Annotated in this window: 14 protein-coding genes; 4 read left to right on the forward strand and 10 right to left on the reverse strand. The window is 66.4% G+C overall.

Annotation, left to right across the window (positions count from 1 at the left end; all coding sequences use genetic code 11):
- On the forward strand, positions 1-905 hold a 905-nt coding region (locus ABC977_RS11590; protein ID WP_369667424.1), incomplete at its 5' end, for an amino acid ABC transporter ATP-binding/permease protein.
- A gap of 17 nt (positions 906-922) precedes the next feature.
- Here ABC977_RS11590 and glgX read toward each other — a convergent pair.
- Positions 923-3,001: a glycogen debranching protein GlgX gene (glgX, locus tag ABC977_RS11595; protein ID WP_369667425.1), complete on the reverse strand. Its 2,079-nt coding sequence runs from the start codon at positions 2,999-3,001 to the stop codon at positions 923-925.
- Between the two features lie 212 nt (positions 3,002-3,213).
- On the opposite strand from glgX, the gene chlG reads away from it, so the two are divergent.
- Both chlG and ABC977_RS11605 read left to right on the forward strand, forming a co-directional pair.
- Positions 3,214-4,125 carry a chlorophyll synthase ChlG gene (gene chlG / locus ABC977_RS11600; RefSeq protein WP_369667426.1) on the forward strand — a complete coding sequence of 304 codons (912 nt, stop codon included), beginning with the start codon at positions 3,214-3,216 and terminating at the stop codon, positions 4,123-4,125.
- A gap of 36 nt (positions 4,126-4,161) precedes the next feature.
- Positions 4,162-5,349 (forward strand): geranylgeranyl diphosphate reductase, encoded by a 1,188-nt coding sequence (locus tag ABC977_RS11605; protein ID WP_369667427.1) that lies wholly within the window; start codon positions 4,162-4,164, stop codon positions 5,347-5,349.
- 48 nt (positions 5,350-5,397) lie between these two features.
- On the opposite strand, the gene ABC977_RS11610 is transcribed toward ABC977_RS11605, so the two are convergent.
- The 4 genes from ABC977_RS11610 to ABC977_RS11625 form a co-directional block, all read right to left on the reverse strand.
- Positions 5,398-6,417, reverse strand: a complete 1,020-nt coding sequence (locus ABC977_RS11610) for a TAXI family TRAP transporter solute-binding subunit (protein WP_369667428.1) — start codon at positions 6,415-6,417, stop codon at positions 5,398-5,400.
- A 162-nt stretch (positions 6,418-6,579) separates the two neighbouring features.
- Positions 6,580-7,017, reverse strand: a complete 438-nt coding sequence (locus ABC977_RS11615) for a universal stress protein (protein ID WP_369667429.1) — start codon at positions 7,015-7,017, stop codon at positions 6,580-6,582.
- A gap of 12 nt (positions 7,018-7,029) precedes the next feature.
- The gene (locus ABC977_RS11620) at positions 7,030-9,234 is read right to left on the reverse strand and encodes a TRAP transporter permease (RefSeq protein ID WP_369667430.1); all 2,205 of its coding nucleotides are present in this window, start codon (positions 9,232-9,234) and stop codon (positions 7,030-7,032) included.
- A 198-nt stretch (positions 9,235-9,432) separates the two neighbouring features.
- Positions 9,433-10,683 carry an AmpG family muropeptide MFS transporter gene (locus ABC977_RS11625; RefSeq protein WP_369667431.1) on the reverse strand — a complete coding sequence of 417 codons (1,251 nt, stop codon included), beginning with the start codon at positions 10,681-10,683 and terminating at the stop codon, positions 9,433-9,435.
- An 80-nt stretch (positions 10,684-10,763) separates the two neighbouring features.
- Here ABC977_RS11625 and ABC977_RS11630 point away from each other — a divergent pair, with 80 nt between their 5' ends.
- Positions 10,764-11,729, forward strand: a complete 966-nt coding sequence (locus ABC977_RS11630; protein WP_369667432.1) for a recombination-associated protein RdgC — start codon at positions 10,764-10,766, stop codon at positions 11,727-11,729.
- Here ABC977_RS11630 and ABC977_RS11635 read toward each other — a convergent pair.
- From ABC977_RS11635 to zapD, 5 genes are all read right to left on the reverse strand, one after another.
- Positions 11,717-12,724, reverse strand: a complete 1,008-nt coding sequence (locus ABC977_RS11635) for an NAD-dependent epimerase (protein WP_369667433.1) — start codon at positions 12,722-12,724, stop codon at positions 11,717-11,719. The genes ABC977_RS11630 and ABC977_RS11635 overlap by 13 nt on opposite strands.
- A gap of 80 nt (positions 12,725-12,804) precedes the next feature.
- The gene (locus ABC977_RS11640) at positions 12,805-14,160 is read right to left on the reverse strand and encodes an FGGY-family carbohydrate kinase (protein WP_369667434.1); all 1,356 of its coding nucleotides are present in this window, start codon (positions 14,158-14,160) and stop codon (positions 12,805-12,807) included.
- 1 nt (position 14,161) lies between these two features.
- A complete protein-coding gene (gene queF / locus ABC977_RS11645; RefSeq protein ID WP_369667435.1) occupies positions 14,162-14,551 on the reverse strand; it encodes a preQ(1) synthase in 390 nt (129 codons plus the stop codon).
- Between the two features lie 53 nt (positions 14,552-14,604).
- The gene (gene yacG, locus ABC977_RS11650) at positions 14,605-14,826 is read right to left on the reverse strand and encodes a DNA gyrase inhibitor YacG (RefSeq protein ID WP_369667436.1); all 222 of its coding nucleotides are present in this window, start codon (positions 14,824-14,826) and stop codon (positions 14,605-14,607) included.
- A gap of 23 nt (positions 14,827-14,849) precedes the next feature.
- Positions 14,850-15,617, reverse strand: coding sequence for a cell division protein ZapD (gene zapD / locus ABC977_RS11655; protein WP_369667437.1), 768 nt, complete (start codon positions 15,615-15,617; stop codon positions 14,850-14,852).
- Between the last annotated feature and the right edge of the window lie 140 nt (positions 15,618-15,757).

The raw sequence follows: 15,757 nt of genomic DNA on the forward strand, positions 1-15,757 counted from the left end.
TGGTCGTGCTCGTCGTCCTTGCGGTGTTTGGATTGAGCGAGGCCGTGGGCCTGCTGCCGGGCGCCTATCAGCGCGTCGGCCAGATGCGGCGCGCCGCGCAGCGCCTGCGCGAGGTCGCCGAGACCCGCCCGGCCCTGCCGGAACCGGCGGTCGCCAGTGCGCCGGGCGCGACACCGGATCTCCACTTCGAGCAGGTCCGCCTGCGCTACCGTGCCGATGGCCCACTGGTCCTCGATGGGATCGATCTCGCGATCCCTCCTGGCGAGACGGTCCTGATCACCGGGCGCAGCGGCGCCGGCAAGACGAGCCTGGCCGCCGTGGCCCTGCGCCTGGTCGCGCCGGAAACCGGCGAGGCCCGAGTTGGCGGCGTGCCGGTTGCACAGCTGCGCTACCATGACCTGTATGCGCAGTTCGGCGCCCTGACCCAGGAGACGACCCTGTTCGCGGACAGCCTAGCCGAGAACCTGCGGCTGGTGGATCCCGACGCCACCGACGCGGCACTGCGGGCGGCCTTGTTCACGGCTGGTCTCGACGATTTCGTCGCGACGCTGGCCGACGGCCTCGACACCCGCGTCGGCGAGGGCGGGGCCAAGCTGTCCGGCGGTCAGGCCCGCCGGCTCGCGCTGACCCGCGTGATCCTGCGCGATCCGCCGCTGGTGATCCTCGACGAACCCTTTCGCGGGCTCGACCACGACACCATCGCCCGATTGCGCGAGCGCCTCGCACCCTGGCTCGCAACACGCGCGGCGCTCATCATCGCCCACGACACGAGCACGGCCCCGCCGGCCACCCGACACTACCGTCTTCGCGCCGGCCGCCTGGTCGAAGCCGCGCCGTCTCGCGACGGGCCACCGCCCACTGCCGCGAGGTCGATCGCAACGGGTTCGCCGCCACCGACCGGTTGACAAGCCGATACCGCCGATCAGCCGCGACGCGCCTCCAGCACGACCAAGCTCCTAGCGCCAACCGGGTAGCGATCGCCGTCGACCGGAGCCTGCTCAGCGGGCGCCCGCGGTGGGTCGCCGCGCGCGGTATCGACGGCCAGGCCCCAACGCAGGCCCGGGAGGCGGGGCAGCGCGAAGCGGACCTCCGCGTCGGACATGTTCAACATCACGTGCAGCGGCGCTTCGTCGTTCGTGGTCCCGGCGAGTGTGAAGGCCAGCGTCCGGGCCTCCGGGTCATCCCACAGCGGGGCTCCGAGCTCCGGACCGTGCCACTGGATATCCGGCAAGGCCTGGCCGTTGGTGACCTGACCGGTCAGAAAGCGCGTCCGGCGCAGGTTTGGATGGCGGCGACGCAGCGCGATCAACCCGCGCACGAAGTCGAGCATGTCATCATTGCGCTCGAGCAACCCCCAATCGAGCCACGACAAGGGGTTGTTATGACAGTAGGTATTGTTGTTGCCCTTCTTGGTCCTCAGCACCTCGTCACCGCTCAGCACCATCGGCACGCCCTGGCTCAGCATCAGGATCGCGATGAAGTTTCGTGCCTGGCGGCGACGCAGTTGGTTGACCGCTGGGTCATCGGTCTCTCCCTCGACACCGCAGTTCCAGCTCAGGTTATGGTTGTGGCCATCCTGATTATCCTCGCCATTGGCGAGGTTGTGCTTGTCGTTGTAGCTGACCAGATCGTAGAGGCTGAACCCGTCATGGCAGGTGACGAAATTCACCGAGTTGAACGGCAGGCGCCAACGGTGCGCGTACAGGTCGCTACTGCCGGCGAGCCGGGTGGCGACCTCCGCGGTCAGGCCCTTGTCGCCGCGGACGAAGGACCGAATCAGGTCGCGGTAGCGGCCGTTCCATTCCGCCCAGCGGAAACCCGGAAAGTCGCCGACCTGATAGAGGCCGGCGGCATCCCAGGCCTCGGCGATCAGATGGGTGCGCGCCAGTCCCGGGGTCAGCTCGGTGCTCCAGAGCACCGGCGCGTGGTATTGCGGCCGGCCATCCTCGCCGCGGGCCAGGGCGCTCGCGAGATCGAACCGGAAACCGTCGACATGCATCGTGCGCACCCAGTACAACAGGCAATCGAGCAGGTAACGGGTCACGAGCGGGTGGTTGCAGTTGACGGTATTGCCGCACCCCGTGTAATCACGGTACCGGCGCTTGTCGAGGAAATCGAGGTGGTAGAAGATCTCGTTGCCGATGCCCTTGAAGCTGATCGTGGGTCCACCCTCCCCCCCTTCGGCGGTATGGTTGAACACCACATCCATGATCACGCCGATGCCGGCCCCGTGCAGGGCCTTGACCATGCTTCGAAACTCATCCCGCGCCCGCGAGGGCTCAACGCTGTAGTTCGGGTGCGGGGCAAAGAAGCTATGGGTGCTGTAACCCCAGTAGTTTTCGAGCCCGAGCGAGGCCGTGTGCGGCGGGACGTCCTGGGTATCGAAGGCCATCACCGGCATCAATTCGACATGAGTGATCCCGAGTGACTGCAGATACGGGATCTTTTCGACGACACCGAGGAAGGTCCCGGGATGCCGAACCCCGGAAGACGGATGACGGGTGAAGCCACCGACATGCAACTCGTAGATGATCGCATCGTGCAACGGGATGTGCAGCCGGCTGTCATCACCCCAGTCGAAGGTGTCGCGCACCGCCTGCGAGCGCATCGCCTTCGCCGTGTTATCCCCCTCCCGACAGGCCGCACCCCGGTCCCACAGCCGATGACTGACCGTCGTGCCCCAGGGATCGATCAGCGCCTTGTCGGGATCGCAACGACCACCACTGAACTGGGTGTCGTTCGCCCCGGTGACCCGCCAGCCGTAATAGATGCCGTCGGGCAGCCCTTCCACGAACACATGCCAGAAGAAGAAGGTCCGGTTGACCGCCGGGTCCAGCACGACGACCTGAAATGGAACAAGACTGTCGTCCTGCTCGAACAACAGGAGCTCGACATGGGTCGCCTGCCGGGAAAAGATGCAGAAATTGACGCCTCGATCAGAAAACACGGCGCCCGCCTGGTTCCAGTTACCAGGACTTGTCGCGTAGGGAACCGCTACCATGGGGCTTCCTTCTGAAGGCCGAGCGACGGTGCGCTCGGCGTGCTGTCGGTCTTGGAAGGGCGCCGTTCTCTGAATCAGACGGAGCGTCACCCACGAGAAAACGTTAGACCATGTGCGTTGGAAATCCAAATTGGTGGCTCGGATCGGCCTGTCAACTCGCCAAGTGTAAATATGGGTTGACGATCGTCAAGGGTCGCGGGTAACGTTTCCGGATGAACGAGCCGACGCTGAATCCGGAATTGGGGGTACGGCCGCCGCGACCCGCGGCCGTACTCGAACTATTGAAGCCCATCACCTGGTTCCCGCCGATGTGGGCCTTCGCCTGCGGCGTCATCGCCGCCGGCGTGCCGCTCGAGGGGCAATGGTGGCTGCTGGCGGTAGGGGTAATCCTGGCCGGCCCCCTGGCGTGTGGCAACAGCCAAGCGATCAACGACTGGTTCGATCGCCACGTCGACGCGATCAACGAGCCGGGTCGGCCGATCCCATCGGGGCGCGTCGGCGGTCGATGGGGGCTCTATATCGCGATCATCACGAGTCTACTGACGCTGGCCGTCGCGTCGTTTCTCGGACCCTGGGTGTTGGCGGCGACGACCTTGGGCGTCCTGTTGGCCTGGGCCTACAGTGCGCCGCCGATCCGCCTCAAGCGCAATGGTTGGTGGGGCAACACCGCGGTCGGGTTTTCGTATGAAGGGCTGGCCTGGGTCACGGGCACCGCGCTGATGCTCGGCGGGGCCATGCCCGGCTGGCAGAGTGTGACCCTGGCCGTGCTCTACAGCATCGGCGCCCACGGCATCATGACGCTCAATGATTTCAAGTCGGTCGAGGGTGATCGGCGCATGGGGCTGCGTTCGCTTCCGGTGCAATTGGGCGTTACACGCGCCGCCCAACTGGCCTGTTGGGTCATGGCCCTGCCCCAGGTGGTCGTGATTGGACTCCTCGTCGCCTGGGATCAACCCTGGCACGCGGCGGGGGTAGCGGCGGTCCTGGCGGCCCAGGTGGCGCTGATGTTCCGGCTGCTGCAACGCCCGCGCGAACTGGCCCCCTGGTACAACGCCACCGGCGTGACCCTGTACGTAACCGGCATGATGATCAGCGCCTGGGCGCTGCATGTCGCGGCGACCTGATCCTGACAGCGCCGGCCATCCGGCGCGGAGCCCTCGATGAGCAACTCAGAGACCTATGAAGCGGTGGTGGTTGGCGGCGGCCCGGCGGGCGCGACGGCGGCGACCGAATTGGCCCGCGCCGGACGGCGGGTGTTGATGCTGGACCGCAGCGGCCGGATCAAACCCTGCGGAGGGGCCATCCCACCGCGCCTGATGCGTGACTTCGCGATCCCCGAGTCGCTGCTCGCGGCCCGGATCACCAGCGCGCGGATGATCTCGCCGGCCGGCAAGCGCGTCGACATGCCGATCGACGGCGGTTACGTCGGCATGGTCGATCGCGAGGTGTTCGACGAATGGCTGCGCGAGCGTGCGGTAGCGAACGGCGCCGAGCGCGTGAACGGTACTTTCGAACGGTTCGAGCGCGACCCCGATGGGCAAGTGACGCTGCATTACAGAACCGACGATGGCGACGAGCCACGCACGGTCCGCGCACGCGCGCTGATCGGTGCCGACGGCGCGCGCTCGCGGGTCGGTAGCCAGGCCATCCCTGGCGCCGCCGACATCCCCTGTGTCAGCGCCTACCATGAGATCCTGCGCACCCCGGAAGGCGCGGCCGATTATGAGCCTACCCGCTGCGACGTCTACTACCAAGGGAAGCTGTCGCCGGATTTCTACGCCTGGGTCTTCCCGCATGGCGACACCTTGAGCATCGGTGTCGGCACCGCTGAACGCGGCTTTTCGTTGCGCGGCGCCGTCAAGGCATTGCGCGCCGAGACCGGGCTCGCCGAGGCCGAGACCCTGCGCTGCGAGGGCGCACCGATCCCGTTGCGGCCGCTGCGCCGCTGGGATGACGGGCACAACGTGGTGCTCGCCGGTGATGCCGCCGGGGTCGTCGCCCCGGCCTCGGGCGAAGGGATCTACTACGCGATGGTCGGCGGCCAACTGGCGGCCGAGGCCGTGGCCGGCTTCTGTTCCACTGGCGATGCGCGCGAACTGGCCCAGGCCCGGGCGCGCTTCATGAAGGCCCACGGCCGGGTATTCCAGGTGCTTGGGATCATGCAGCGCTTCTGGTACACCAACGACAAGCGGCGCGAACGCTTCGTCGCCATGTGCCGGGACCCGGACGTCCAACACATCACCTGGGATGCCTACATGAACAAGCGTCTGGTCAAGGCCAAACCGGGCGCCCACATACGCATCTTCTTCAAGGACCTCGCCCACCTGCTCGGCATCGCCCGGGTCTGAGATCTTTGCGACACCACGGCCCGGGGCCACCGCCCCGGGCCCTCTTCGTTATTTCTGCGCGTCGGTCAGGGTCTTGCCCTGTTCGACCCAGAAGCCTTGCGCCCCGCCGTGGACCGGCGTGACGACGCCGTTCAAGCCGCTTTCGATCGTCATCGCCTTGGCTGCTTCGGACACCGAATGCATGAAGGCCAAACCCTCGGCCGAGTAGATGGTGCTTACGGCCCGCGCGACCAGATCGTCGGACAAGTGCCGTCCGGCCACCCACAGCGCGCCGTCCTCGATCGTATCCACGTCGTAATCGACACCCGGATAGGTCCCGGCCGGGATCGTGACCTTGACGTAGTAGGGATGCTCGTCGAACAGCGTACCCTGTTGCGCGGCCTCGTAGACTTGGAGCAACCGCACCCGGTTGCTGGTCGCGGCCTGGATCACCGACGCATTCGGGAAGCCGGCGAAGACCCACAGGGCGTCGATCTGACGATCGCCGAGCGCCGAGGCGCCCTGGTTATAGCCGATGAATTGCGGCCGGATCTTGTCCCACAGGCCGAGACTCTCGAAGAAGCGTTGCGCGGAGGCCGCCGCGCCTGACCCGGCCGGACCCACGGCCACGCGCTTGTCGGCCAGTTGCTGCACCTCGTTGATGCCCGAGTCGGCTCGGACCACGAGATGCGCCGGCGCCCCGTAGAGATAAGACACGGCGCGGACATTACGGTAACGCGCCGTGTCATTCGTCAAGTTTCCGGCTATTCCGAGGTACAGATCGCCCGAATAGACGATGCCGAAATCCGCATCGCGCGCATTGACCCGTCGCAGATTCTCGACCGAGCCGGCCGAGGCCATGTTCGAGACATCGACGCCATCGAGGTGGCGCGACAGGTAGGTCGCGATGCCATTGGAGAAGAACTGGAAGGTGCCGCCATCGGGGCCGCCCGAGAAGGCCAGACGCTGGACCTGAGCCGAGCCGAGCAGCGGCACCGCCAGCAAGGCGATGATCGCCGCGGCGGCGAGCAGGCCGCCGACGGCGGACCTGGTCCCCGCTCGGCCGGGGTACTTCTGGTTTTTTTTCATAGTTTCATCCTCTTCGTGGGGGACCTTGAAAGACTGCCATCCGGGCAATCTTTCAAGACGCAAAGCGGGAACGTGCTCTCCGCTTTGCTTCGATGTCAGTCGCTCAGGCGACTGCAAATGGCGTGGCATTCCAGCCGCGCGAAGGCTCGTTGGCTTGGCCCGCTATTCGCGGACGGTCAGAACCGGGATCGGCGAACTGCGAATCACCTTCTCCGCGGTCGACCCGAGCAACATCTTCTCGAGGCCGGCCCGACCATGGGTACCCATGACGATCAGATCGGCCTGGACCTTGTGCGCCTGGCGAATGATCTCGATGTGGGCGCGACCGATCACGATCTCGGTGACGACCGGCGCATCCTGGAAATGCTGGTCGCGAAACCGGTGCATGTCCTCGACGGCATGGCGCTCGACCTCGGCCGTCAGGCGCTCGATAACCTCCGCAGACACGAGCCGGGCGTGGCGATCGGCCAACTCCGTGACCACGTGCAGCAAGACGAGCTCGGCCCCATGGGCCTGCACCAGCGCGCGGGCCATATCGCAGGCGCGCGCCGCGCCCGGCGAGAAGTCCGTGGCGAACAAGATGGTCTTGATCTGGATCATCGTGGTTACCCCCTAATTGGTCGACACCAGCCCGGCTGCCGGTGGCGTTTTGGCATCGCGCTGGAGCCACCAGACGACGGCAACCAGCGCGAGGCCCGCCGCGTCCGACACGAGATTCGGCCAATATAGCAGCAAGGTCGCCGTACCCAGTATCAGCCATTCGTGCAGTCTGGTCCGGCGCCGCAGATAGCCCATCGCGAAGGCACCGAAGGCGATGGTCCCGAGGGTCGCCGAGAAATAAGCGACGATGATCTCGGTTGGCGAGCCGTCGAGCAAGATCGCTGGGACATAGGCAAACAAGAGCGGCATCACGTACAGCATCTTCGCGAAACGGAACGCGGTCCAGCCCGTTTTCCAGGGATCCGACCCGGCGATGGCAGCCCCGGCATAGGCGGCCACGCAGACCGGCGGCGTGATGTTCGAATCCTGCGACAGCCAATAGACGATCATGTGCGCGGCGATCACCGCGACCCCGTAGTTGCCGAGCGCCGGAACGGCGAGCACCGCGATGATCAGATAGGCCGCCGTGACCGGCACCCCCATGCCCAACACCAGCGACGCGATCGCGATCAGGACCAGGGCGACGAACAGGCTGTTGCCGGCAAGCGAAATCACCAAGTCCGAGAACTTGAGCCCCATGCCGGTCAACGAGATGACCCCGACGATGACACCGATGACACCGATGGTCGCGCCGATGATCAGCGTGTTGCGCGCCCCGATCTGGATGGCCTCCCAGATCTCACGCGGTCCCATCCGGGTCTCTGGTCGGACCCAGCTGACCGCGATGCACGACAGCGTGGCCCAGAAGGCGGCATTGCCCGGCGAGCGCCCGCTGAGCATCAAGACTGTGATGATCACCAGCGGCAGCGCGTAGAACCAGCCGTCGCGCAGGACCTGCTGCCAATGCGGAAGACCCTCGTCGGTGAGGCCCGTCAAGCCTTGCTTCTTGGCCTCGAAATGCACCATGAAGAAGACCGACAGGAAGTACAACAGGGCCGGACCGACCGACAAGAGCATGATCTGCGAATAGGGCATGCCGGTCAGCTCGGCCATCAGGAATCCGCCGGCCCCCATGATCGGCGGCAAGAACATCCCGCCGATCGACGCCGCCGGCTCGATCGCGCCGGCGACATGGGGTTTGAAACCGGCGCGTTTCATCATCGGGATCGTGAAGGAGCCGGACGACACCGTGTTGGCGATGGCGCTGCCGGACACCGACCCGAACAGCGCCGACGACATCACCGCGACCTTCGCCGGACCGCCGGCGGAGCGCCCAGTCAGCGCCAGTGGCAGCTCGATGAAGAACTTGCCGGCCCCGGATTTCTGCAGAAAGGCGCCGAAGAAGATGAATAGGATCACATAGGTCGCCAGCACGCTGGCCATGATCCCGAAGACCCCGTTGGTCGTCAGGAACAGCGAGGTCGCCAGCCGCTCGAACCGGAAGCCGCGGTGCGCGAACAGCTCGGGTAGATAGGGGCCAAACAACGCGAAGGCGATCATCGCGATGCCGATCAACGTGATGGCCCAGCCGAGCACACGCCGGCAGACCTCGAGCGCGAGCAGCAGGCCGACGATGCTGACCAGCCGGTCGAGCTGATTCTCGGCCCCGGCGCGGTAGTTCAGCGCCTCGAACTGGCTGATCCAGTAGAGGATGGCCGCGGCGATCACCAGGGCCATGATCAGATCGCTCGCCGTCGGCGCGTGGCGAAAGCGCCGCGACAGCCACTGGTCGAGCGGCCAGAGCACGGCCGCGAACGGCACGATCAGCAGCAGCGACAGGTGCAGATCGCCGCGGTCGTTGGCCCAGGCCTCGGCCAAGCCGTCGTACTCCCAGGTCTCGCGAAACAGCGTGATCTGATCGTAGAAGGCCGTTGGCGAGTCGAAGAGCCAAAAGCTGCTCGCAACGACGGCCAGCAGAGCACCGGCCCACAGCGACATCGCCGCGACCGCAACACGTCCCCCGGCCGGATAGAGCAGGAAGATCAACACGAAGGTGATCAGGACGTAAACACCCAGGTGGTACTGGGTATCCAGTGCCTGAACCCCGGCACCGTAAAAATACGTCAGCACCATGGCGGCGCCGAGCAGCGATGTCAGCCACAGCCAGGGCCCGCGCACCCGACGCTCGGCCTTGACATCCTGCTGCATCAGTTCTTCGACCTTCCTGCGCTCCTCCGGACTCAGATCCGCGAGCGACGATGGGTCCGCTTTCGCCATCAGGGCCTCCCCGGGTTGAGAAGAAGCGGCCGTCCAGCGGGGCTCGCGCCAGGCGCCAGCCCCCGCGTCCGGCCGGGACACGGGGTCGCAAGATCCCGGGCGTCATCACCCTTCGGTGCCGTGCCCATCGGCTTTGTCTGTCCGCGTCATCCGATACGGCCTCCATTGGTCGGGCCGGTGTTCGAGGTGGGCGGTATTCTAGCCACCCGCGCGAGGATCCGCCCAGGATTTGAAATGGCGAAGTATCATCAGGCCCGGGATCGCGACCAGGGTACAGAAGATGAAGAAGCCGATCCAACCGAGACCCTCCGCGAGGAAGCCGGTCGGGGCCGAAGCCAGGACCCGAGGCACCCCCATCAGGCTCGACAGCAAGGCATACTGAGTGGCGGTGAAGCGTCGGTCGGTCAGCGTGGCCATGAAACCGACGAAGGCCGCCGTGCCCAACCCCCCGCTCAGATTCTCGATCGCGATCACGATCGCCAAGGCCGACCCGTTCGGCCCGAGCGTCGCGAGGACCGCGAAGCCGGCGGTCGAGAAGGCTTGCAGCAGGCCGAAGAACCAGAGCGCCCGGTACAGACCGATGCGCAGGATCAGGAGACCACCAATCAACCCGCCGGCGACCGTGGCCCAGAAGCCGAACAGCTTGACGACGGCGCCGATCTCGCTCATCGAGAACCCGATATCGAGCAGGAAGGGGGTCGTCATCGCACTCGCCATCGAATCACCGAGCTTGTACAGCAAGATGAAGGCCAGGATCCACAGGGCGCCGCCACGCCGGAAGAACTCGGCGAAGGGCTCGATGACGGCCTCGCGCAGCGATCGCGGCGTGCCGGCCGTCAGAGGTGGTTCCGGTGCCAGGAGCGTCGTCAGGATGCCGATCAGCATGGTCAGACCGAGCAACAGATAGACGGTCTGGAAGGTCGCGAAATCGGCCAGGATCAGCCCGCCGCCCCCGGCCAGCAGCATCCCGAAGCGATAGCCGTTGACGTACAGCGACGCGCCCAATCCCTGTTCGTCGTCGGCCAAGGCCTCGCGCCGATAGGCGTCGACGACGATGTCCTGCGAGGCCGAGAAGAAGGTCACCAGCAGGGCGCAGAGGGCCACGAGCCAAGGATTGGCAGCGGGACTGGTCAGACCAAGGCCGATGATCGCGAACATCAGCGCGATCTGGAAGACCAACAACCAACCGCGGCGGCGCCCGAGGAACGGTAACTGGAAACGATCGGTCAACGGTGCCCAGACGAACTTCAGCGTATAGGGCAGTTGCACGAGCGCGAACAGCCCGATCGTAGCCAGATCGACGCCCTCCAGCGTCATCCAGGCCTGCAGGACCGACAAGGTCAACAGCAAAGGCAGGCCGCACGAGAAACCCATGACGAGGGCCACCAGCATCCGGGTGCTGACGATGACCCGCAAGGTATCGGCGCGAGTGGTCCGACTCGAGATCATGGTCGGTCCCGTCGAGGGGTTTGGAAAACGACCCGGCCGTGCGCATAATGCGCGGCTTTTGCCATCGCAGGAGGCTTGAGATGTTCAAGAATGCCAGGCTGTATCGGCTGCACGAGCCCTTCCCGCTCGCCGCGGCGGCGCTTGAAGAACGGCTGGCGGCGCGGCGCTTTCGTCCCTGCGGACCACTCGAGACCGCGACATTGGGCTGGACACCACCGTTTCGCGACGGGCCCGATGAACACGGCCGTCTCGTCCACGCCTCGAGCGGTTGTCTCTTGATCTGCGCGCGACGCCAGGAACGGCTGCTGCCGGGCTCGGTCGTGACCGAAGCCCTCGAGGAACGCGTCAGCGAGATCGAAGGCAACGAGGTCCGCACGGTCGGTCGCAGCGAACGGCGGCGTCTGCGCGAAGGGATCCTCGCGGAGCTGCTGCCGCGGGCCTTCACCCGGTCGCGGCGGATCCTCGCCTATCTCGATACCGTCGCCGGCTGGCTGGTCGTCGATGCCGCCAGCGACAAGGTCGCCGAGGACCTGGTCAGCCTGCTGCGCGAGACCCTCGACTCCTTGCCGGCGACGCCGCCTCGGCCGCCCGGCGTGCCCGCGACCCGGATGACCGACTGGCTGAAGGGCGGACGTGGACCCCAGGGATTCGAGCTCGGCGATGCCTGCGAACTGCGCGACCCGCGCGACACCCAGTCGGTGATCCGCTGCCGTGGTCAGGATCTCGCGGGCGAGGAGATCGCCACCCACCTGCGCGCCGGCAAACAGGCGGTCCAGCTCGCGCTCGACTGGCACGAACGGCTGGCCTTCGTGCTCGGCGAGGATCTCGCGCTGAAGCGGCTCCGGCTCGCGGACGAGTTGCTCGAGGGGGCCGAGGAGCAGGACGAAGAAGACCCGCTGGTCCGTTTCGAAGCTGGATTCACGCTGCTGGCCGGCGAACTGCGCGGCCTGATCGAGGAACTCGCCCAGGTCTTCGAGCTGACCGACCAAGGTGCGCAAACCGCACCGCGAGCCGAGGACCAGGCCGCAGCCGGTCAAACCCGATAGTAGTCGCGATACCAGGCGACGAACCGCTCGACGCCGACGGCGACCGGCGTCGACGGCCGATAGCCGGTGTCGGCGACCAGGTCGGCGACATCGGCGTAGGTGTCCGGCACATCGCCGGGCTGCAACGGCAGCAGCCGCTTCTCGGCGGTGCGGCCGAGGCACCGCTCGAGCAACTCGATGTAGTCCATCAACTCGACCGGCTGGTTGTTGCCGATATTGTAGAGGCGGTACGGCGCCAGGCTGGTGGCCGCATCGGGGGCCGCGCCGGACCACGTGGGGTTCGGTTCCGGTGGCCGGTCCAGGACCCGGATCACCCCCTCGACGATGTCATCGACATAGGTGAAGTCACGCCGGTGGCGTCCGTAATTGAAGACCTCGATCGGTTCACCGGCGAGGATCGCCCGCGTGAACTTGAACAGGGCCATGTCCGGCCGCCCCCAGGGGCCGTAGACGGTGAAGAAGCGCAGACCGGTGGTCGGGATCCGGTACAGATGGCTATAGGTGTGGGCCATCAGCTCGTTGGCCTTCTTGCTCGCCGCATAGAGGCTCAGCGGGTGATCGACGTTGTCATGGACCGAAAAGGGCATCCGGGTATTCGCACCATAGACCGAGCTGCTGGAGGCGTACACCAGATGCTCGACCCCGGTCTGCCGGCAGCCTTCGAGGATATGGGCGAAGCCGACCAGGTTGCTGTCGACGTAGGCCATCGGGTTCTCGATCGAATAGCGCACGCCGGCTTGCGCGGCCAGGTTGACGACGCGGTCCGGCCGGTAGCGCTCGAAGGCCGCCGCGACGCCCGCGCGATCCTCGATGTCGAGGCGCAGATCGGTGAAGCACGGATGATCCAGCGTGCGCGCCAAACGGGCGCGTTTCAAGGCCACATCGTAATAGTCGTTGAGGTTATCGACGCCGACGACCTCATCACCACGGTCCAACAGCCGTATTGCCAGCGCCGAACCGATGAAGCCGGCGCTCCCTGTGATCAATACCTTCATGGATGCCCCTGGAACAGGTTGGAAAGGACGGATGGCTCGGATAGGACGGTTACTATAACCGAGTCCAACCTTTGCGCCGCCTAAGACAGGCCGGGAACCGACGCCGGCCGCGATGACCCGCTGCTCGCGGTCAGCGCCAAACGAGCCGCGCCGTAGGCGGCCTCCTGCTGCCGGGCCTGGCCGACCGGCACGCCGAGCTTGCGGGCACGAATCCTCGCCCAAGCCGAGTTGCCGGCGCCGCCGCCGACGGTCAGGATCCGTGTCGGGCGCGGCGCGCCGAGCTCCGCGAGACGTCGATAGCCCGCGGCCTCGATCGCCGCGATGCCCTCGAACAGCCCTTGCAGGAACATCAGGTCGTCGGCCGGGCGCGGCGTCAGCCGCGGGGCACAGGTCGGATCGGCGATCGGGAAGCGCTCGCCCGGCGCCGGCAGCGGATAATAATCGAGCCCGGTCGATCCCTCTGGGTCCATCCGCGCCGACAGCTGCGCGATCCGGTCGTCGTCGAAGAAGCGGCGCAGGACGGCCCCGCCGCTGTTCGAAGCCCCGCCGGCCAGCCACAGATCGCCGAACCGGTGGCTGTAGACACCGCTCGATGGATCGGCGACCGGCGTGCCACTCAGCACCTTGACGACCAGCGTGCTGCCGAGACTGGTGACGGCCTCGCCCGGTGTCGCGATCCCGGTCGCGATGACGGCGGCCGTGCTGTCGGTGGTGCCGGCAACCAGTGCGGTCCCGGCCGCGAGACCGGTCGGCTCGACAAGACGGGGATCAAGCACACCGATCGGCGTGCCGGGCGCGACGACATCCGGCAGGCGCACCGGTGCCAGCGCAAGGCCGTCCAGCCAATCGGGCCAGGCCTCGGCAACCTGGTCGAAGCCGAGCTTCAGCGCGTTGTTCCAATCGCTGATGCCGTAGCGCGCGCCCAAGCGTCCCAGAACCCAGTCGGCCTGGTGCAACACCAGAACCTCCCGATCCACGGCAAGACGCTCGCGCAGATACAACACCTTGGCCAGGCTCGCGCTCGCCCCGCGCGCCGGGCTCGCCGATGGCGCGAGCGCCGCAACCCGCTCAGCCGCGGCCACCGCCCGGCGATCGTCGTACATCAACGCCGACCCCAATGGGTGGCCGTCGGGCGTCGCCAACAGCACCGTGGCCGAGGTCGCATCGACGGATAGCGCCCGGCAGCGGTGGCCCAGCAGCCGCCCCGTCAGGTCACGCAGGACCGCGACGGTCGCGCTCCACCAATCCTCTGGATCCTGCTCGCGGCCGCCGTCGGCACCGCTGCGTGACGGTGGCAACGAGGCTCGGGCCGCGGCCAGGAGCGCGCCCGCCGCATCGATGGCGACGGCGCGACAGCCTGAGGTACCCAGATCGATCCCAATCCAGCAGGGTGCCCGCGCCTCGCCCGCGACGCCGAATCGATCGGCGGCCGGCACCTCAGGGCAGTTCCACGCGTGGCGGGATGGCCCAACCGGCCGCCCGGTGTTCGGCGACAACGGTCGTATAGATGCCGCCGCGGACATTGAAATCGGCGGTCAGTCGCATGAAGCGCGGCGCGATCGCCGCGACCAGATCCGCGAGGATGCGGTTCGTGACGGCCTCATGAAAGGCCCCTTCGTCGCGGAACGACCAGACATAGAGCTTCAGCGATTTCAGCTCCACGCAAAGGGCTTCGGGAACGTATTCGAGCGTCAGCTCCGCGAAATCGGGCTGGCCGGTCTTCGGGCATAGGCAGGTGAATTCCGGCACCCGGATACGGATCGTATAATCACGGCCCGGTTCCGGGTTGGCGAAGGTCTCGAGGTCTCGGCTCGGCGTGCTGGGCATTGCAGGTCTCTCTATTCGGTTACTCGCCGGGCATCGGCGTGATCGCGCCGATATCAGCGACGATCGTCGTCAGTGTCGGCCTCGGGCCAGGACGTCGTGGATTCATCGTCGGACCCCGGTACGGGGATACGCCGCTCTTCATTCAGCCATTCGCCGAGGTCGATCAGCCGGCAGCGCTTGCTGCAGAAGGGCCGCCATGTGGACGCCTCGATCCACGGCACCAACCGGCCGCAGGTCGGACAAGGAACGCTGGCCGGAGTGGTGGTCGAGGTCATCGCGATGAACCGCCGAACGAGGGTCAGAACACGCAGCAGGCCAGGGTAAAGGCCACCTCGTCTCGACACTGGACCGGCTTCTCGCCAGCGGGGGCCTCCATGAAGCGGATGCTGAAGCGGTTTTTATGGCCGCTGATCTCCGGGTACAGGATGCCGTCGCCATCGAGTCCGACGCGCACCATCTGGGCCGGCGCCTGTGGATCCAGCGCCTCTTGGAAGAAGCCCAGAGGCGCCGTCATCGGCCGCGGCGCCGCACTGGTCCTCGTCAGCGACAGGATCAGTTCGATCGCATCGCTGGCCGGGTGCAGATCCGCCATCCAGTCGGCGAGCGCCTGACGCCGCGCCGCAGCCGGTTGCGACAACCAACGGTGGTACAGAGGCAGGTCGAAGCCGCAAGTTCCGCCAGGGATCGCCACGCGCTGGGCGACGCTCTTCAACAGACTGTCCTCGCGCGCGCGCTGACCGAGCTGGCTGGCGCGGTCATGCAGGCGGCTGGTGACGTCACCGAGATCAGCCAGGATCCGGTCGAGCGTCCCCTTGTGCACGCCGGGTTGATGGCGAACCCGGTTCAGCGTGGCGATGAGCCGATCGAGTTCCTTCAACAACTCGTTCCTCACATCGGCGCGGGCGCTGATCGCGACGATGTCGAGCAGTGCCTCGATCGCACCGCGGGTATCCCATGGGTCATCGCCACCCATGAAATGCTGGGTCTTCGCAAACAGATGCTCGAGCCGCAACAGGGTCCGGGTACGTTCGTTGAGCGGGTGTTCGTATACAATCTGTGAGGACACGTGGTCGACCTGCGGTGACTCGGCACGGAGAGGGTTGGTGGGCTGGATCCTGCCTTGGATTCTCCGGAATAATCGGGTCGGGGTAAATAGGGGGGCCTTGGTCAGGGGCACGAGCCGCTCGATGCCAATCGCAGATCATT

Source organism: Thioalkalicoccus limnaeus (assembly GCF_041197575.1).
Taxonomy (GTDB): Bacteria; Pseudomonadota; Gammaproteobacteria; order Chromatiales; family Chromatiaceae; genus Thioalkalicoccus; species Thioalkalicoccus limnaeus.

Coding starts and splice junctions, on each gene's coding strand:
- glgX (WP_369667425.1), bottom strand. CDS start 3,001: ATGGTAGCGGTTCCCTACGCGACAAGTCCTGGTAACTGGAACCAGGCG.
- ABC977_RS11615 (WP_369667429.1), bottom strand. CDS start 7,017: ATGATCCAGATCAAGACCATCTTGTTCGCCACGGACTTCTCGCCGGGC.
- chlG (WP_369667426.1), top strand. CDS start 3,214: ATGAACGAGCCGACGCTGAATCCGGAATTGGGGGTACGGCCGCCGCGA.
- ABC977_RS11620 (WP_369667430.1), bottom strand. CDS start 9,234: ATGGCGAAAGCGGACCCATCGTCGCTCGCGGATCTGAGTCCGGAGGAG.
- ABC977_RS11610 (WP_369667428.1), bottom strand. CDS start 6,417: ATGAAAAAAAACCAGAAGTACCCCGGCCGAGCGGGGACCAGGTCCGCC.
- ABC977_RS11625 (WP_369667431.1), bottom strand. CDS start 10,683: ATGATCTCGAGTCGGACCACTCGCGCCGATACCTTGCGGGTCATCGTC.
- queF (WP_369667435.1), bottom strand. CDS start 14,551: ATGCCCAGCACGCCGAGCCGAGACCTCGAGACCTTCGCCAACCCGGAA.
- ABC977_RS11605 (WP_369667427.1), top strand. CDS start 4,162: ATGAGCAACTCAGAGACCTATGAAGCGGTGGTGGTTGGCGGCGGCCCG.
- yacG (WP_369667436.1), bottom strand. CDS start 14,826: ATGACCTCGACCACCACTCCGGCCAGCGTTCCTTGTCCGACCTGCGGC.
- ABC977_RS11635 (WP_369667433.1), bottom strand. CDS start 12,724: ATGAAGGTATTGATCACAGGGAGCGCCGGCTTCATCGGTTCGGCGCTG.
- ABC977_RS11630 (WP_369667432.1), top strand. CDS start 10,764: ATGTTCAAGAATGCCAGGCTGTATCGGCTGCACGAGCCCTTCCCGCTC.